The sequence below is a fragment of the Intestinimonas massiliensis (ex Afouda et al. 2020) genome (assembly GCF_900626285.1).
GTDB classification, from domain to species: Bacteria; Bacillota; Clostridia; order Oscillospirales; family Oscillospiraceae; genus Flavonifractor; species Flavonifractor massiliensis_A.
Genome location: NZ_LR131147.1, coordinates 3,197,949 through 3,216,416 on the forward strand (window position 1 = coordinate 3,197,949; position 18,468 = coordinate 3,216,416).

The following is an 18,468-nucleotide window of genomic DNA, read 5'->3' on the forward strand; positions in this document are numbered from 1 at the left end:
TTATCCCTCCTTTTTCGGGAGGTATTTCTCGATATACTCCGGCTTGATCCGCTTCAGCTCCGCCTTGGGCAGCAGGCTCAGCAGCTCCCAGCCCAGGTCCAGGGTCTCGATGACGGAACGGTTCTCGTCCACGCCCTGGGAGACATAGCGCTTCTCAAACTCGTCAGCGAATTTGGCGTACTGCAGGTCGGTGGGAGACAGGGCGGCCTCGCCCAGGATGCTCATCAGCTCCTTGTTCTCCTTACCGGTGGAGTAGGCGGCGAACAGCTGGTTCATGGTGCCCGCGTGGTCCTCACGGGTCTTGCCCACGCCAACGCCCTTATCCTTCAGACGGGACAGGGAGGGCAGCACGTCCACCGGGGGATTCACGCCCTTGCGGTACAGCTCCCGGGACAGGATGATCTGGCCCTCGGTGATATAGCCGGTCAGGTCGGGAATGGGGTGGGTCTTGTCGTCCTCGGGCATGGTCAGGATGGGGATCATGGTGATGGAGCCGCTCTTGCCCAGCTGACGGCCGGCACGCTCGTACATGGTGGCCAGGTCGGTGTACAGGTAGCCGGGGTAGCCGCGGCGGCCAGGCACTTCCTTCTTGGCCGCGGACACCTCACGCAAAGCCTCGGCGTAGTTGGTGATGTCGGTCAGGATGACCAGCACGTGCATGCCCTTCTCAAAGGCCAGGTACTCGGCGGCGGTGAGGGCCATACGGGGGGTGGCGATACGCTCGACGGCGGGGTCGTTGGCCAGGTTGGTGAACAGCACGGTACGGTCAATGGCGCCGGTGCGGCGGAACTCCTGCACGAAGAAGTCGGACTCCTCGAAGGTGATGCCGATGGCGGCGAACACCACGGCGAAGTTGGCGGCGTCGTCGCCCAGCACCTTGGCCTGACGGGCGATCTGGGCGGCCAGGGCGGCGTGGGGCAGACCGGAGCCGGAGAAGATGGGCAGCTTCTGACCGCGGACCAGGGTGTTCAGTCCGTCGATGGAGGAGATGCCGGTCTGAATGAACTCGTTGGGGTAGTCACGGGCGGCGGGATTCATGGGCAGACCGTTGATGTCGCGGTACTCCTCGGCCATGATCTCGGGGCCGCCGTCGATGGGACGGCCCATGCCGTTGAACACCCGGCCCAGCATGTCGCCGGACACGGCCAGCTGGAGGGGGTGACCCAGAAAGCGGATCTTGGACTGGGCCAGGTTGATGCCGGCGGAGGATTCGAAGAGCTGGACCACGGCGTTGTCGCCGTTGACCTCCAGCACCTTGCAGCGGCGGACGGAGCCGTCGGGCAGCTCGATCTCGGCCAGCTCGTCGTAGGTCACGTCCTGGACCTTGCGCACCACCATCAGGGGGCCATTGATCTCCTGAATCGTACGATATTCACGGATCATTCCTCAGCACCTCCCTTGGCCGCAATGGCCTCGATCTCTTCCTCCATCTCCCGGGCCATGTCGGCGTAGACCGTCTTGAACTGGTCGTCGGGCACGCTCTTGGCGCGGCCCATCTTCTCCCGGAAGGGGATGACAAACAGCTCGGACACCGGTGCGCCCTTCTCGATGGCGGCCCGGCACAGCTTGTCGTAGTCCAGAATCATCTGGAGCATCTTGTCCTGGCGCTCGTAGCTGGAGTACCAGTCCACCTCCATGAAGCCGTTCTGCTGCAGGAAGTCCTCGCGCAGCATCTTGGCGGTCTCCAGGGTGAGCTGGTCGCCGGCGGACAGGGAATCCTTACCGACCAGCTGCACGATCTCGTTCAGGCTGGCCTCCTCCTGGAGGATGGCCATGGACTTATCCCGGTTGGCCATGAACTGGGGACCCAGGTTCTCGTCATACCAGGGCTTCAGGGAGTCCAGGTACAGGGAGTAGGAGTTCAGCCAGTTGATGGCGGGGAAGTGACGGCGGTAGGCCAGGGAGGCGTCCAGGGCCCAGAACACCTTGACGATCCGCATGGTGGCCTGGGAGACGGGCTCGGACAGGTCGCCGCCGGGAGGCGATACGGCGCCTACGGCGGTCAGGGAGCCCCGGCGGTCGCCTTCGGAGCAGATGCACTCCACCATGCCGGCCCGCTCGTAGAACTGGGCCAGACGGGAGGACAGGTAGGCGGGGTAGCCTTCCTCGCCGGGCATCTCTTCCAGACGGCCGGACATCTCACGCAGGGCCTCGGCCCAGCGGGAGGTGGAGTCGGCGATGACGGCCACGTCGTAGCCCATGTCGCGGAAGTACTCGGCGATGGTGATGCCGGTGTAGATGGACGCCTCACGGGCGGCCACGGGCATGTCGGAGGTGTTGGCGATCAGCACCGTCCGCTTCATCAGGGATTCGCCGGTACGGGGGTCCACCAGCTCGGGGAACTCCCGCAGCACGTCGGTCATCTCGTTGCCGCGCTCGCCGCAGCCGATGTAGACCACGATATCCACGTCGGACCACTTGGCCAGCTGGTGCTGCATGACGGTCTTGCCGGAACCGAAGGGGCCGGGGATGGCGGCGGTGCCGCCCTTGGCCACGGGGAACATGGCGTCCACGATCCGCTGGCCGGACAGCAGAGGCTTTTTGGGAGGATACTTGTGCTTGTAGGGGCGGCCCACACGGACGGGCCACTTCTGCACCATGGTCAGCTCATGCTTCTCCCCCTTGTCGTCCACCAGGACGGCCACGGTGTCCAGCACGGTGAAGGAGCCGGACTGGATGGATTCGACGGTGCCGCTCATGGTGGGGGGGATCATGATCTTGTGGAGCACCACGCTGGTCTCCTGGACGGTGCCGATCACGTCGCCGCCGGCCACCTTGTCGCCGGGCTTGGCAACGGCGTTGAACTCCCACTTCTTCTCCCGGTCCAGGGCAGGGACCTGCACGCCGCGGGGCAGGTTGTTGCCCCCGGTCTTCTTCATGATCTCTTCCAGGGGCCGCTGGATACCGTCGTAGATATTCTCAATAATGCCGGGGCCCAGCTCCACGGACAGGGGGGCGCCGGTGGTCTCCACCACCGCGCCGGGACCCAGGCCGGAGGTCTCCTCGTACACCTGGATGGAGGCGGCGTCACCGTTCATGGTGAGGATCTCACCGATCAGGCGCTGCTCGCCCACCCGGACCACGTCGGCCATGTTGGCGTCGGTCAGTCCGGTGGCAACCACCAGCGGGCCGGAGACTTTGACGATTTTTCCGCTCAAAACACTCTAACCTTCTTTCAGGTTTGAATTTGAATTTCCCTTACAGGATATCCGCGCCCACGGCGCGCTCCACGGCACTCTTCACATTGGCCATGCCGATGCCCAGAGAACCGTCCTTGCCGGGGATGAGGATGATGGCCGGGGTGAGCTCGTCCTTGTACCGGGCGATCTCCGGCCCCATGCCGGCGGCGTACTGCTCGGTGAGGTAGATCACCGCGTAGTTTTCCTTGGCCAGCTCGTGGAGGGTATGCTTGGCCTCCTCCACGTTCTCGGCGGGGAACACGTCCAGGCCCAGGGCCTTGAAGCCCAGGACGCTGTCCTTGTCTCCCAGCACTGCGATTCTGTACTTAGACATAGGCTTCACGCAGCCTTTCCCGGATGGTATCCGCGTCCAGACCCGCCATGCGGCCGGACAGAATGGTGCGGATGGCGGTGAACTCGCTCTCCCTGGCGTACAGGTAGCCCACCACCGCCTGCTCCCCGAAGGGGATGCGGCGGGCCTGGGCCAGATAGTTCATCACCGCGTCGTCGCACAACCGCTCAAAGGCGGTCAGCTCCCCGCTGCCGGGGGCGGTGAGGGCCGTACCGGCCTCGGCGGCCGCGCTCAGCGGCCCCGCCCGGAATACGGCGGACAGATCCGCGCCCTTGCCGGAGGTGAGGGTGTGTACCTCCACATTGCCGCCGGGCAGCAGCACCTGGCTCAGGAAGTCGCTCCCCTTGCCCATCCGGGCCGAGCGCACCGCGGAGCGCAGGTTGGTCTCGTCAATGAGCAGGCGTACATAGCCCTGGAGGAAGGCGCTGCCGGTGGCCTCGGCCGCCGAACGCATCTCCTCAAAATAGGCCCGGTCCAGCACGAAGTCGGCCAGCTGGGGGTCTCCCCCGCCGTTGAGCAGCTCCCGCGCCTGGGTCACGGCCTGCCGGAAGGGATCGGTGAAGTCCCGCAGGCTGTCCCGCTGGAAGGCGTCCTTGATCTGGGCCGCGCTCCAGCGTCCCCCCTCCATCAGCAGCCGGTCGGCGTCGGCGCCTACGGCAGCCGCCTTGATGAGGGTCTTGGCGTTGTGGTAGTCGTATTTCATCTGGAATACCTCCACCAGCCGCCTGTCGGGCACAGAGCCCTTCAGCTGCTTGTAGAGGTCGGCCCGGGCGGCGGAGAGCAGCTCATCCAGACCGGCGTGGGTCAGGGCGGGCAGCTCCTCATAGCCGCACTCCACCAGAACCTTGGCGGCCTCCTCGTCGGTGCGGGCCTCCAGCATCCGCTCCATCCGCTCCCGGGTCAGCAGGTGGGTTTCCATGGCCCGTATGCGGGCGGATATGGTAAGATAATCCGTATCTTTGATCTTAGTCAAACCATTGCCTCCTTACTTGTAAGGAGCGCATCAGTCAAAGAGCACCTTGGCGACCTCCCGGTCCATCTCGCCCCGCTGGAGGCGTACCAGGGTCTCAAAGGTACAGTTGACCTCCACGTCCCCGTCGCTGAGGATGAGGCCCCCTTTGATGGGCCGGGTCTGCTCGGACAGGGTCAGGTGTCCGTCGCCCAGCCGCTCGTTGGCCTGGGTGACCACCGCCTTGCCGTAGCGGGTGCGGTCCTTCTGGGAGAAGATGACCGCCTCCCGGCCGGTGGAGGAGGCCTTCACCGCCAGGTCGGCCAGCAGGGCCACGTACTCCTTTTCCGGCAGGTTCAGCAGCTGCTCCAGAGCCAGATCGTAGGCGCGGGCCAGCATCTCCTGCTTGGCGGCCAGTTCCAGCTTGCGGGCGTCCAGCTGGGCCACGCTGGCCAGCCGCTCCACCCGCTCGTCGGCGTTGCGCTTGCCCCGGGAGATGATGTCCTCACTCTCACGCCGGGCCTGTGCCTCATACCGGGCGGTGATCTCGTCGGCCTGGCGGCGGGCGTCAGCCAGCAGGCTGTCGATCTCCCGCCCCGCGTCCTCGGCGATGCGTCCGGTGATTTTTTCAATTCCGTCCATAGTCTACCTCTCAGCTTAGAAGCCGAACATGATCATCAGGAAGGAGATCAGCAGGGACAGGATGGCGTAGAACTCCACGATGATACACAGCACCATGCCCTTGGACCAGTCGTTGGGGTTCTTGGCCACGATGTTGACGGAGGCGGCGGCCACGCGGCCCTGCGCGATACCGGAGAGCAGACCGCCGAGGGCCATGGGCAGGCAGGCGGCCAGGACCAGCAGGCCGTTGGCGATGGTCAGCTCGCCCACGGTGCCGTCAAACAGGCCCATCTTCATCAGGGCCAGGAAGCCGATAACCAGACCGTACAGGCCCTGGGTGCCGGGGATAACCTGCAGGATCATGCACTTGGAGAACTGAGAGGGGTCCTCAGCCAGCAGGCCGGCGCCGGCCTCACCGGCGATGCCGGTACCTTTTGCGGAACCTACGCAGGCCAGGCCTGCGGCCAGAGCGGCGCCCAGGAAGCCAAAGAAGGGGCCGGCGTTGCTGATCAGAAATTCACCGAATGTCATGTTACTGTTCCTCCTTAATGTCGACATATTTTGTCGCAATGTTCAGGGGCCGCCAGGGGCGTCCGCCCTCTTGATAGAACTGCTTGAAGAATTCCAGGTATTGCAGGCGGGAGGTGTGCACGTAGGTGCCGATCACGTTCAGGCCGATGTTGAAGGCGTGACCGATGATGAAGATGAGGAAGAAGATGGGGATGCCGATGGCCGGAGGCAGGCCGCCGCCGGGCATGGCGCCCAGGATGTTGAACACCTGGCCGATAACGGAGCCGGCCAGCATCATGACCATCAGACGGGAGTAGGAGAGGATGTCTCCGAAATAGCCCGTCACACCGTTGTACACCGCGCCGATGATGGCGGTCACCTTGCCGAAGCCCTTGGCGCTGCGGCCCTGGCCCAGCAGCATCAGGCAGCCGATAATGAGCACCACCGGATAGCCGGCGATATTGCCCACGCCCAGGGCGAACAGGCCGATGCCCACGAAGATGACCCACCAGGTTGCGATATCCAGGATGGCGTCCACCACCTGGCCGTCCCGGCAGAGCATCCAGAACTTCACCGCCATGCCTACCACGATCTGGATCAGGCCGATCACCAGGGAGAACACCAGCACCGTCATGGGCTCGTTCATCACGTCCAGCAGCGGACGGGGCAGGTTGCTGCCCTCCGGCACGGAGAGGAAGGGGATGGCGGGCTGGGGCAGGCCCAGCATATCGGTGAACCGCACCAGGAAGTCGGAGAAGAAGCCGCCGGTGAGCAGGCCGATCACCGCGGAGGAAATGCCGCACATGATCATCAGCCGGATCAGCTGTCCGAAGCCTCCCTTGGGGTGTACCTTGTGGTTGATAAAGGCACACACACCGGCCAGGATCAGGCCGTAGCCCAGATCGGCGAACATGAAGCCGAAGAAGAAGATATAGAAGGGGGCCATCAGCCCGTTGGGGTCCACCCCGTTATAGGCGGGCAGGGAGTACATCTCGGTGATGGTGGTGAGAGGCTCGGTGAACTTGTTGTTCTTCAGCTTCACCGGCACCACCGGGTAGTCCTCCGGCTCCGGGTCCTGGGTCTCCCAGCAGCAGACGAAGCGGGACAGCTCCTCCGCCAGCTTTCCCTCGTCGGGAACGGGCACCCAGCCCTCCAGGAAGAAGGCGGTGCTGCTGTCCAGCAGCCGGCAGCGGGCCTCCTCCCGGGCGATCTCCTGATCCGCCCGGTCCAGGGCCTGCTCCAGCGCCTTTGTCTTGGGGGCGTAGGAGGCCACCTCCGCGATGGTGTTCTCCAGCTGCTTGGCGGCGGCGGCCAGCTGGCCGTCCAGCTGTCTGTCGTTCTCCGCCGCGGTCCCCGTCCAGCCCCGCAGGGCGGAGCGGGAGAAGCCGTACTCCTTCAGGACCTCCTGGCACCCCTCCTCCACGCTGCGGTGGCAGAGGAACACCAGATACTTCAGCTCCCGGTCCTCACCGGAGCGCATCAGCTCATACAGGTCGGTGACGGCCTTCAGCGCGCCCTCCAGGGCGTCCAGATCCGTGGCGGCGGCCACGGTGCCGAACTGCACCGCCACCTCCGCCGTGGAGGCCGTCTCCAGAGGGATATCCAGCGCCAGCCAGGGAGCCAGCGCCAGCTTTTGGGTCTTCAATTTGTTCTGCTCGGCGTACAGGGAGGAGATCTGACGCTCCAGCTCCACCAGGTGTCCGGCATCCGCCAGGGCCGCCTGGTAGGCTCCGTCGTCAAACAGCTCCGCCTCCGTGATCACCGGCCGGGGTGTCAGGAGCCCGCCCTTCTGCTTGGGCCCGTATTTTTTCAGGGTCTTAAGGGCATTCTCCACACTGGTCCGGGCATCCCTGGCCCGGTTCAGCGCCCCGGTGTCCGGCCGCGTCAGAGCCGCCCAGTCCGGATCCCCCGATCGGTCCCCGGGCTCGTCGATCTCTACACAGCCCAAATGCTGAAGCAGCCGCAGCATATCCGGCCTTTGATCCTGCATGCCGATGAGCCGCAGCCGCTTCATTTTCACAATGGACATCAGTTCTTCACTACCCTTCTCACGATGCTCTCAGCGGCATCCGCCAGGCGGCCTTCCGCCTTAGCCCGCAGGCTGTCGCAGGACTGTTTCGTCTGCACCATTACCTCCGCCGCGTGCTCGGCCGCTTTCGCTTCCGCCTGCTGCATGAAACCCCGCACCTGGGCGTCCGCCTGGGCCTTGGCCTCCGCCAGATGGGCCTTGCCCGCCCGCTCGGCCTCCGCCACCATGCGCTTGGCCTCCGCCTGAGCTTCCGCCTTGCGGGCCTTGTTGGCCTGCTCGGCTTCCGTCACCTGCTTGATCGCTTCCAGAGACATGCTTTCACCGCCTTTCCGCATCTGGTTATCCCACAGGAATAAACTTCCGATGATATCTGCATCATACTTCAAATGTGCGTTGATTGCAAGTTTAAAATTATGAGTTTAGTTTTTTAACTAGCTCTTTTAAACTGCCTGTTCTACTTTTTTATGCAAGTTTACCTGTACATCCAGCCTCATTTTCCTCATTTTAAATACAAAATATTTATTTATCCCAAAAAAACATTTTTTCGACTGCTTTGTACACAAAACGCCCGTCCTGAGGGACGGGCGTTTTCACTTGCAGGTTATTTTGCCGCGGACAGGACCGCCCACTGGGTTTCCCCGGGGTCCCCCGCCTGGGTCAGGATGGGGGTCACCGGCACGCCGTCCAGGGCAGGCAGGGGCTCCTCCCCCTCCTGGACCGCCAGCACCCGGTCGGCCTGCCCCTCCAGCAGGGCAAGGGTCTGGCCGCTGCTGTCGCTCTGGCCGGAGAGCACGCTCTGGCTGCTCACCACCGACACCGTCACGTCCGGGTAGTCGGCCAGGGCGGCGTCCAGCTCCTGGAAGAAGGTCTCCAGAGGGCCGGTCAGGTTATCGGGGTCATAGTTGTCGCTGGTGCGGATATTCTCCAGCTTTCCCTGGGTGGGGAAGCCGCAGTTGTCCAGCAGGATCTCGTCAAAGCCCAGGCCGGCCAGTTCCTGGCAGATGCCCACCACATAGGCGCGGGCTTCGGCGCTGGCGGGGCTGAGCCAGCGGTAGTCGTCCCCGTCCCGCCAGTTGCCGCTGCTCTTGGGGATGGAGATATCCCCGTGTTCCCGGGGCACCGTGTTGTCCCGGAAGCAGGACACCCGGGCCACGGTGTACAGGTCCCCGCTGTTGAGCAGCTGGATGGCGGCGTTGATGGCCGGGTCGGAGGCGGAGACCTGGGTCTCCTGGGCCAGGGTCTGCTGAGAAATATAGCCCAGGGTGCCGTCGTCCGCCTTCATGTCAAAAATGGCGGCGGTAGCGCCTGCCTGCTGGACCTGGGTCTGGGCGGTACCGTCATACAGGGCGGTGCGGTCCAGCATGATACCCCGGAAGTCAGGCTCCGGCTCAGGGGTCTGCGTGGCCGCCGGCGTACTCACCACCACCGCCGGGGCGGAGGTGTCGGGCTCCGGGTCCTCCTTCTCCTGGAAGAAGGGCAGCTCCAGCCGCACACCGTCAGAGGAATACACGATATAGGGCTCCAGGAAAAGCAGTGCCGCCACCGCCGCTGCCAGCAGGATGATCAGCACGATGATGAGTACCTTTAAAAACGTACCGAACCGGTTCCGGCCGTGGTACGCGTCATATCCATCCCGTCTCACTTGTACTACGCCTCTCTCTTCTTGCTTATCGCGCCCAGTCCGGGCTCAGCGCTCTCCCTCTCCCGACTGAATCAGGGCCTCGTCCAGCTTTTGCAGGGCGGTGGCGATCAGTGTCCGGTCCTCCTCCGGCATGGCGCGAAGCAGGGAATCAAAGTATCCGCCCACATCGGTGGACGCCTTGTCCCGCAGGGCGGCATACTTCTCGGTGGCGCACACGTAGATCACCCGCCGGTCCAGCTCGCTGCGCTGCCGCTTGGCCAGCCCCAGCTTCTCCAGCCGGTCCACGATGCCGGACACGGTGCTGTTTGCGCTCCCCGTCCGCTCAGCCAGGGTGCTGATGGGGATGGGGTCCCCCTCCCCCAGCACGGTGAGCACCAGCGCTTGGGGGAAGGTCAGGTTCAGGCGGCCGAAATGGCTGCGGAATTGCTGCGACATATGCTGCGTCAGGCGCAGATACGACATAAAGACATCAGGCTGTTCCATGTTTCCCTTTGGGCTCCTTTCTATATCCTTCCGCCGAAAAGAGACTCAGCCCTTGGCGGGGGTAACCATCCGGTCCAGAAGCACCGCCAGCTGGGCCCGGGAAGCCAGGCCGTTGGGATTGATCTTGCCCCCGCTCCCCTCCAGCCATCCCATGCCCACCGCATGCTGCACGCCTTCCTTGGCCCAGGCACTGATCTGATTGGCGTCATAAAACAGGTTCAGGGCACCCTCGGCCAGCGCCACACCTTTATATTGATCGTAGCGGGTGAGCAACACCGCCAGTTCCTGCCGGGTGACGTTCTTGTCCGGGTCAAAGCCGCCCTTCCCATTGCCGTCGGCGATCCCCTTCTCCTTGGCCCAGGCGATGGCCTTGGCGTACCAGGCGTCGGCGGCCACATCGGAGAAGCCGGCAGAGGCGGCGGGGGCAGGGCTGCCCTCCATCCGCCACAGCACCGTGACCACCGTGGCCCGGGTCACATTGCTCAGGGGGGCGAAGTGGGTGGAATCCACTCCCGTCATATATCCCTTTTCCGCGGCCTCATACACCTGGGGGGCATACCAGGCCCCGTCGGGAACGTCCACAAAGCTGCCCGCGGCTGAAGCGGGCAAGGCAAGGGCCGTGCACAGGCAGAGGGTACAGGCCAGCGCGGTCCATCTCTTTTTCACGGAATCCACATCCTATCTACACTGAAATTATTGTTATTGTACGACATGGATTTTAAAATTTTGTGAACAATAAAAAACCTGAAAGAAATTTAAGATTTTTTGCAAAAAACGGGAGGGTTTCCCCTCCCGTCAGCAGATTGCGGCCCCTTCAGAGGGCAAGCGCCCAGTTCATCATGACCAACAGTCCGAAGCCCGGCACCCCAAGCAGTCCCAGCACCAGGGCGTTGGCCAGGTTCACCCCCAGGCGCAGTCCGATGGAGCCCCCCACCAGGCTCAGCAGGTAGAGCACCCCCAGCCCCGCCCCCGTCCGCAGGGCCAGGCGCATCAGGGCGTTCAGCGGCCGCCGCAGGGCCGCCAGGGCCAGAGCCAGGATCAGCCCGCCCACGATCCAGGGCAGAGCGTCCAGAAACCAATCCATTCCGCCACCTCCTCCGGCTGTGCCAGTCCCTTGGCAGCGGGTCCCCCCGTTCTCTTACGTCTCCGCCATCCCCTCCAGCTCCTTCATCCGGCGCAGCAGATAGGAGTACCGGGACTGGAGGGAATTGATCTCATACACGTAGGATTCGATCAGGTCCGGGTCCCGGACGGCGTTGAAGCCCTGATAGGCCTGGGCGATCAGGCGGCTGGTCTGGGCCAGTCCCTCCGCCAGGGCCTGCCGGTCCTCCGCCCGGGGATCCTCCCGCCGCCGGCGCAGAATAAAGGGCCGCGCTGTTTCCGTCATGGTGTGTCCCTCCCTCCCGTTCTGGTGTTATTCTACGCCTAGTCTGGACAAATATGACAGGCTTTATTCCGGTTTTTTCCTGACATATTCCCTCCCGGGCGGCACATACTAGGCTCGGACAGGCAAGAGTTCCGCCTTCCGCATCTCCTTTTAAGCCGGTGCCGGGTGAGCTCACCCTCTGGCGAAAGGCGAAAGGAGAAGGGAAAAACGGAACACACTTCCTCTCCAACCCATGGGCGCGGTGTGACAAACACCGCGCCCATGTTGTTTCCTTGACAGGGCGGGGAAAAATAGGATATGATAAAATGATGCAACAGATTGGTTTCGGAAAGGTGAGAAAAGGCGCCCATGGCTAAAACGACTTCCCAAAAAGGTTACGGAAACGACTCCATCTCCTCCCTGAAGGGGGCGGACCGGGTACGCAAGCGCCCGGCAGTCATCTTCGGCTCCGACGGGCTGGAGGGCTGCGAGCACGCGGTCTTTGAGATTCTGTCCAACGCCATCGACGAGGCCAGAGAGGGCCACGGCAATCTGATCACGGTCACCCGCTATGAGGACAAGTCCATCGAGGTAGAGGACTTCGGCCGGGGCTGCCCGGTGGACTGGAACGAAAAGGAGCAGAAGTACAACTGGGAGCTGGTGTTCTGCGAGCTGTACGCCGGCGGCAAGTACAACAACAACTCCGGCGACAACTACGAGTACTCCCTGGGCCTCAACGGCCTGGGCTCCTGTGCCACCCAGTACGCCAGCTCCTATTTCGACGCGGTGATCCACCGGGACGGGTTTGAGTACACCCTTCACTTTGAGAAGGGCGAGAACGTGGGCGGCCTGAAGAAGGAGCCGTACTCCGGCAAGAAGACCGGCTCCAAGTTCCGTTGGCTCCCCGACCTGGACGTATTCACCGACATCGATATCCCGGTGGACTACTACCTGGACGTGCTCAAACGGCAGGCGGTGGTCAACGCCGGGGTCACCTTCCGGTTCCGCAACCAGGTGGGGGGCAGATTCGAAACCACCGACTTCAAATATGAAAACGGCATTGTGGACTACGTAAAGGAGCTGGCGGGGGACAATCCCCTGACCCAGCCGGTGTTCTGGCAGACCGAGCGGCGGGGCCGGGACCGGGCGGACAAGGATGAATATAAGGTGAAGCTGTCCGTATCCTTCTGCTTCTCCAACACGGTGCAGGTCATCGAGCACTACCACAACTCCTCCTGGCTGGAGCACGGCGGCTCCCCGGAGAAGGCGGTGAAGTCCGCCTTTGTGGGGGGCATCGACGCCTGGCTGAAGTCCCAGGGCAAGTACCAAAAGAATGAGAGCAAGATCACCTGGGCCGACGTGGAGGACTGCCTGGTGCTGGTGAGCAACAACTTCTCCACCCAGACCTCCTACGAGAATCAGACCAAGAAGGCCATCACCAACAAGTTCGTCCAGGAGGCCATGACGGAATTCCTGCGCTCCCAACTGGAGGTCTACTTCATTGAGAACCCCTTTGACGCGGGGAAGATCGGGGAGCAGGTGCTCATCAACAAGCGCTCCCGGGAGAACGCCGAGCGCACCCGGCTGAACATCAAGAAGAAGCTCACCGGCACCATGGACATCTCCAACCGGGTGCAGAAGTTCGTGGACTGCCGCACCAAGGACACCACCCGCCGGGAGCTCTACATCGTGGAGGGCGATTCCGCTCTGGGCAGCGTCAAGCTGAGCCGGGACGCGGAGTTCCAGGGCATCATGCCCGTCCGGGGCAAGATCCTCAACTGTCTGAAGGCCGACTACGCCAAGATCTTCAAAAGCGAGATCATCACCGACCTTCTGAAGGTGCTGGGCTGCGGGGTGGAGGTCCACGACAAGCACGCCAAGGACATGGCCGCCTTCGACCTGATGAATCTGCGGTGGAACAAGATCGTCATCTGCACCGATGCCGACGTGGACGGCTTCCAGATCCGCACCCTGATCCTCACCATGCTCTACCGGCTCACCCCCACCCTGATCCAGCGGGGGTATGTATATATCGCGGAATCTCCCCTGTATGAGATCAATTATAAGGAAAAGACCTGGTTCGCCTACTCCGACGCCGAGAAGAACGAGATCGTGGGCGGGGAGCTGGCGGGCAAGAAGTGCTCCATCAACCGCTCCAAGGGCCTGGGCGAGAACGAGCCGGACATGATGTGGCTCACCACCATGAATCCGGCCACACGGCGGCTCATCAAGGTCATGCCCGAGGATGTGGAGAACACCGCCCGGGTATTCGACCTGCTGCTGGGGGACAACCTCCAGGGGCGGAAAGACCACATCGCGGAAAACGGATACAAGTATCTGGAACTGGCGGATATTTCGTAACGGCTGCAGGCCGGGATCTTCTCAGATCCCGGCCTGTATATTCTTGCAAAAACAGCCGTCGTTTGCTATAATTACTCAGTATGGTATTCGACAGAATACAAATCAGAACCAGGAGGGATTACCTTGAGGAAATTGCTTTCTTGCGGCCTTGCCCTGGCGCTCTGCGGGAGTATGCTCACCCCCGCTTTCGCCGCCGACAAGGGCATGACCCGTGGGGAGCTGGCGCAGCAGCTGGTACAGCTGTGCGGCTACACCCAGGAGCTGGAGGCCTATGAGGCCCAGCCCAGCATCTACACCGACGTGGCGGAGGACGCCCCTTACCAGGGCGCCGCCAACCTGCTCCACGACAAGGGCCTGATGCAGGGCAGCGGCGGCGGCGCTTTCCAGCCCCAGCGCACCGCCACCCCGCTGGAGGCGGCCACCGCCCTGATGCGCTGGATGGGGCTCAGCGACAAACAGATCGGCGTCTGGCCCGATGATTACAGCGCTCTGGCCGAGAGCCTGGCCCTCACATCCGGCGAAGTGCTCACCGCCGAGAGCCTGACCGAGATGGCGGCCCTGGCGGCCCGCTACGGGGAAACCATCCAGGCTGAGACTCCCGCGCCCCTGTTCGTGAACGGTGAGGCCCAGCCCATCTTCCCCTATGACACCATCATCCGGGAAGTGGTGTACGTAGAGACCCCCGTGGACACCGACAGCGACGGCAAGGCCGACCTGGTCCAGGTACTGATCCAGCGCCCCGCCGCCACCGACGAGGGCATGAAGGCCGCCACTATCTTTGAGGCCCGGCCCTACTCCGCCGGCTGCACCGACGCCTATGACCTGGACACCTGGAACGCCCACATCGTGGACGCCCACCTCACCCAGGCCCAGCAGTCCACCACCACCACCAAAGCCGACTGGGACTGGACCGCCAATGAGACTGCACCCGCCAAATTGACCACCCAGACCGTCACCGGCTCCGGTAAGGCTGGGGACGGCGGCGACGTGTGGGAAAACACCGAGAACGTGGATTCCTATGACTACTGGCTGGTCCGGGGCTACGCCTATGTGTCCTGCGCCGGCCCCGGCACTCTGGGCTCCGACGGCTTTGAGACCTGCGCCAGCGCCGATGAGACCGCCGCCTTCGCCGCGGTGGTGCAGTGGCTGGCCGGGGACGAGAGCGTGAAGGCCTACACCGACAAGACCTCCGGCATCGAGGTGAAGGCCGACTGGTCCAACGGCAATGTGGCCATGAGCGGCCAGTCCTACGCCGGCTCCACCGCCTTCGCGGTGGCCTCCACCGGCGTGGAGGGTCTGAAGACCATCGTGCCCCGGGCGGGCATCGCCAGCTGGTACGACTACTATCGCTCCCAGGGCACCGCGGCGGGCGGCCTGTACTACCCCGGCGACGACTGCAACATTCTGGCCGACTACTGCATGTCCCGCCAGCTGGACGGGGAGGATTATGCCTCTATCCAGGCGGACTATGAGGCCTATCAGGCCCAGATGATCCAGGATCAGGACGCCCTCTCCGGCGACTACAACTTCTTCTGGGACGAGCGCAACTACACCAACGGCGCGGAGAACCTGAACTGCTCCGCCCTCATCATCCACGGCCTCAACGACTTCAACGTGCGGCCCAAGCAGTTTGACCTGATGTACGACGCCTTCCAGTCCGCCGGACAGGAGGTCAAGCTGGTGCTCCACCAGGGCGCCCACATGACCCCCGACCAGATCGACGGTCTGGACCTCAACGGCATTCTGGGCCGCTGGTACGCCCACTACCTCTACGGGGTGGACAACGGGGCGGAGGACGAGGCCAACGTCCGCATCCAGAGCAACACCGACCTGACCTGGACCAGCTACGACAGCTGGGGCGACAGCCAGGATACCGTGACCTTTGACGCCGGTGAGGGTCAGGATGCCTTCACCAGCGATCTGTCCGTCACCAGCTTTGACACCTCCCTGGCCGACGTGGACGAGGGCTGGATCGAGTACTGCTCCGACATGGCCTACGCCTGGGAGGATGACGTGATCTCCGGCACCACCGGCGCCAGCGCAGTGTATACCTTTGATGTGGACCAGGACCTGCACATCAGCGGCACTCCCACCGTCACCGTCAAGGCCAGCGCCGACCAGCCCACCGGCATTCTCAGCGCCATGCTGGTGGATCTGGCTCCCGACGGCGGCATGCAGGCCGTCATGCTGGAGCAGTACGGTGAGGGCGTGGCCACCGAGACGGTGGAGCCCGGCGCGGTGTGGCAGGGCGGCGGCCTGGCGGCCAAGGACCTGGAGCAGTTTGCCCTGACCCAGACCGACAGCAAGATCATCACCCGGGGCTGGATGGACATCCAGAACCGCACCTCCATCTACAACGTGGATGTGGTGGAGCCCGGCCAGTTCTACACCTTCCAGCTGGAGCTCCAGCCCATGGACTACACCGTGGAGGCCGGCCATCAGCTGGCCCTGGTGCTCTACTCGGTGGACCCGGAGGTCACCTACTGGCCTGACACGGTCACCAGCTTCACGGTGGACAACACCGGCACTTACGTCACCATCCCCGTGCAGAAGTAACCGCCCCCTATCATCCCACCGGCGGTCTGTGTATAACACAGGCCGCCGGTCCTTTTTGCGCTTTACGCCGATGAATTGCGTTTTTTTCAAAGGAATGATATAATCCTAACCACTGAACAAGGCCGAACGGCCAGCCTGCACGGATAAAGGAATGATTCAATTTGGCAAAGAAGAAAGCTCCCGAGGAGGGGGCGAAGAAGGTCAGCAACCCCAACGTGATGGGCCTGCGGCCCGAGGTGCTGGAGCAGCCCATCACCGAAACGCTGGAGCTCAACTATATGCCCTACGCCATGAGCGTCATCGTCTCCCGGGCCATCCCGGAGATCGACGGGTTCAAGCCCTCCCACCGGAAGCTGCTGTACACCATGTATGAGATGGGCCTGCTCACCAAGCCCCGCACCAAGAGCGCCAACGTGGTGGGCCAGACCATGAAGCTGAACCCCCACGGCGACGCCGCCATCTACGACACCATGGTGCGTCTCTCCCGGGGCTACGGCGCTCTGCTCCACCCCCTGGTGGACTCCAAGGGCAATTTTGGCAAGGTGTACTCCCGGGACATGGCCTGGGCCGCCAGCCGGTACACCGAGGTGCGGCTGGATCCCATCTGCGCCGAGCTGTTCCGGGACATCGACCAGGACACGGTGGACTTTGTGGACAACTACGACGGCTCCATGCAGGAGCCCACCCTGCTGCCCACCACCTTCCCCAACGTGCTGGTCAGCGCCAACCAGGGCATCGCCGTGGGCATGGCCTCCAACCTGTGCGGCTTCAACCTGGCGGAGGTATGCGACGCCACGGCGGCCTTTCTGAAAAACCCCAAGGTCAACCTGATGGAGTACCTGAAGGCCCCCGACTTCCCCACCGGCGGGGAGCTGCTGTACGACGAGGCCGCTCTGCGGCAGATCTACAACACCGGCCGGGGCTCCTTCCAGGTGCGGGCCAAGTGGCGGTACCTGAAGAGCGAGAACCTGATCGAGGTGTATGAGATCCCCTACACCACCACGGTGGAGGCCATCATGGACAAGGTGGCCGAGCTCATCAAGGCGGGCAAGATCAAGGAGATCGCCGACATGCGGGACGAGACCGACCTGAACGGTCTGAAGATCACCATTGACCTGAAGCGGGGCACCGACCCGGACAAGCTGATGGCCAAGCTGTTCCGCTCCACCACGCTCCAGGACGCCTGCTCCTGCAACTTCAACATCCTTATCGCCGGCATGCCCCGGGTCATGGGCGTGGGCGAGATCCTGGAGGAGTGGACCGCCTGGCGGATGGACGGCGTGCGCCGGCGGACCTACTATGTGATGAAGAAGAAGCAGGAGAAGCTCCACCTGCTGAAGGGCCTGAAAAAGATCCTGCTGGACATCGACCGGGCCATCAAGATCATCCGGGAGACCGAGGAAGACGCCGAGGTGGTGCCCAACCTGATGATCGGCTTCGGCATCGACCAGATCCAGGCGGAATACGTGGCCGACATCAAGCTGCGCAACATCAACAAGGAGTATATCCTCAAGCGCATTGAGGAGGTGGCGGGCCTGGAGGAGGAGATCGCCGACCTCCAGGACATCGTCAACAACCCGGGCCGGATCAAGAAGATCATCACCCAGGAGCTTGCGGCGGTGAAGAAGAAGTATGCCGTGACCCGGCGCACCGAGATCGTCTACGACTACCAGACCGCCGCGGCGGAGGAGGCCGAGGACGAGACCCCTGACTACCCGGTGCATGTGTTCTGCTCCAAAGAGGGCTATTTCAAGAAGATCACGCCTCAGTCCCTGCGGATGAGCAGCGAGCAGAAGTACAAGGAGGGGGACGGCCCCTTCCTCCAGTGGGAGGGGAGCAACCGGGACGAGCTGCTGGTGTTCAGCGACAGGCAGCAGTGCTACAAGACCCGGCTCAGCGAATTCGACGACGCCAAGGCCAGCGTGCTGGGCGACTTTCTGCCCACCAAGCTGGGGATGGAGCCGGGCGAGAGCTTCGTGTGGGCCTGCCTTACCTCCGACTACTCGGGCAGCCTGCTGTTCTTCTTCGAAAACGGCAAGGTGGCCCGGGTGGAGCTGTCCGCCTACCAGACTCAGACACGCCGGAAGAAGCTGACCGGCGCCTACTCCGACAAGTCCCCCCTGGCCGCCGCCTTCCACCTGACCGAGGATATGGAGATGGCGGTGATCTCCACCGAGGGCCGCTGCCTGGTGTTCCACACCGCCGCCCTCAACCCCAAAACCACCCGTTCCACCCAGGGAGTCAACGTGATGACCCTCAAGCCCAAGTGGAAGGTGGAAAAAGCCCTACCCCTGGCCGACACCACCATTGTCAACGCCGCCCGATACCGGGCCCGCTCCCTGCCGGTAGCCGGTATGCTCCTGAAGGAGGAGGACCGGGGGGAGCAGCAGCTCACCTTGCTGGAGTGAGCCGGAAGGAGA

Annotated in this window: 16 protein-coding genes; 3 read left to right on the forward strand and 13 right to left on the reverse strand. The window is 63.3% G+C overall.

The features are described 5' to 3' along the window. The 13 genes from E0E41_RS15615 to E0E41_RS15675 form a co-directional block, all read right to left on the reverse strand. On the reverse strand, positions 1-1,383 hold the full coding sequence (locus tag E0E41_RS15615) for a V-type ATP synthase subunit B (protein ID WP_130870675.1): 1,383 nt from the start codon (positions 1,381-1,383) through the stop codon (positions 1-3). Further along, positions 1,380-3,158, reverse strand: coding sequence for a V-type ATP synthase subunit A (locus E0E41_RS15620; RefSeq protein ID WP_130870676.1), 1,779 nt, complete (start codon positions 3,156-3,158; stop codon positions 1,380-1,382). The genes E0E41_RS15615 and E0E41_RS15620 overlap by 4 nt, the downstream gene beginning before the upstream one ends. Before the next feature lie 40 nt (positions 3,159-3,198). Next, entirely contained in the window at positions 3,199-3,513 is a 315-nt protein-coding gene (locus E0E41_RS15625; protein ID WP_130870677.1) for a V-type ATP synthase subunit F, read from the reverse strand. Further along, the gene (locus tag E0E41_RS15630) at positions 3,506-4,504 is read right to left on the reverse strand and encodes a V-type ATPase subunit (protein ID WP_130870678.1); all 999 of its coding nucleotides are present in this window, start codon (positions 4,502-4,504) and stop codon (positions 3,506-3,508) included. The genes E0E41_RS15625 and E0E41_RS15630 overlap by 8 nt, the downstream gene beginning before the upstream one ends. A 30-nt stretch (positions 4,505-4,534) precedes the next feature. Then, positions 4,535-5,122, reverse strand: coding sequence for a V-type ATP synthase subunit E (locus E0E41_RS15635; RefSeq protein WP_130870679.1), 588 nt, complete (start codon positions 5,120-5,122; stop codon positions 4,535-4,537). 15 nt (positions 5,123-5,137) lie between these two features. Beyond that, the gene (locus tag E0E41_RS15640) at positions 5,138-5,632 is read right to left on the reverse strand and encodes a V-type ATP synthase subunit K (protein ID WP_130870680.1); all 495 of its coding nucleotides are present in this window, start codon (positions 5,630-5,632) and stop codon (positions 5,138-5,140) included. A gap of 1 nt (position 5,633) precedes the next feature. Continuing rightward, a complete protein-coding gene (locus E0E41_RS15645) occupies positions 5,634-7,640 on the reverse strand; it encodes a V-type ATP synthase subunit I (protein WP_130870681.1) in 2,007 nt (668 codons plus the stop codon). Next, on the reverse strand, positions 7,640-7,954 hold the full coding sequence (locus E0E41_RS15650) for a V-type ATPase subunit subunit G family protein (protein WP_242623807.1): 315 nt from the start codon (positions 7,952-7,954) through the stop codon (positions 7,640-7,642). The genes E0E41_RS15645 and E0E41_RS15650 overlap by 1 nt, the downstream gene beginning before the upstream one ends. Before the next feature lie 287 nt (positions 7,955-8,241). Beyond that, positions 8,242-9,282, reverse strand: a complete 1,041-nt coding sequence (locus tag E0E41_RS15655; RefSeq protein WP_130870682.1) for a putative glycoside hydrolase — start codon at positions 9,280-9,282, stop codon at positions 8,242-8,244. A gap of 45 nt (positions 9,283-9,327) precedes the next feature. Continuing rightward, positions 9,328-9,765 carry a MarR family winged helix-turn-helix transcriptional regulator gene (locus E0E41_RS15660; RefSeq protein WP_130870683.1) on the reverse strand — a complete coding sequence of 146 codons (438 nt, stop codon included), beginning with the start codon at positions 9,763-9,765 and terminating at the stop codon, positions 9,328-9,330. 45 nt (positions 9,766-9,810) lie between these two features. Next, on the reverse strand, positions 9,811-10,431 hold the full coding sequence (locus E0E41_RS15665; RefSeq protein ID WP_130870684.1) for an S-layer homology domain-containing protein: 621 nt from the start codon (positions 10,429-10,431) through the stop codon (positions 9,811-9,813). 148 nt (positions 10,432-10,579) lie between these two features. Further along, positions 10,580-10,849 carry a pro-sigmaK processing inhibitor BofA family protein gene (locus E0E41_RS15670; protein WP_130870685.1) on the reverse strand — a complete coding sequence of 90 codons (270 nt, stop codon included), beginning with the start codon at positions 10,847-10,849 and terminating at the stop codon, positions 10,580-10,582. Positions 10,850-10,903: 54 nt separating this feature from the next. Further along, positions 10,904-11,152, reverse strand: a complete 249-nt coding sequence (locus tag E0E41_RS15675; protein ID WP_130870686.1) for a DUF2508 family protein — start codon at positions 11,150-11,152, stop codon at positions 10,904-10,906. Positions 11,153-11,500: 348 nt separating this feature from the next. Here E0E41_RS15675 and E0E41_RS15680 point away from each other — a divergent pair, with 348 nt between their 5' ends. The 3 genes from E0E41_RS15680 (at position 11,501) to E0E41_RS15690 (ending at position 18,456) form a co-directional block, all read left to right on the forward strand. Continuing rightward, positions 11,501-13,492 carry a DNA gyrase/topoisomerase IV subunit B gene (locus E0E41_RS15680; RefSeq protein ID WP_130870687.1) on the forward strand — a complete coding sequence of 664 codons (1,992 nt, stop codon included), beginning with the start codon at positions 11,501-11,503 and terminating at the stop codon, positions 13,490-13,492. A gap of 123 nt (positions 13,493-13,615) precedes the next feature. Continuing rightward, positions 13,616-16,048 (forward strand): CocE/NonD family hydrolase, encoded by a 2,433-nt coding sequence (locus E0E41_RS15685; protein WP_130870688.1) that lies wholly within the window; start codon positions 13,616-13,618, stop codon positions 16,046-16,048. Between the two features lie 161 nt (positions 16,049-16,209). Next, complete coding sequence (locus E0E41_RS15690; protein ID WP_130870689.1) at positions 16,210-18,456, forward strand: DNA gyrase/topoisomerase IV subunit A; 2,247 nt, start codon at positions 16,210-16,212, stop codon at positions 18,454-18,456. Positions 18,457-18,468 lie beyond the last annotated feature (12 nt).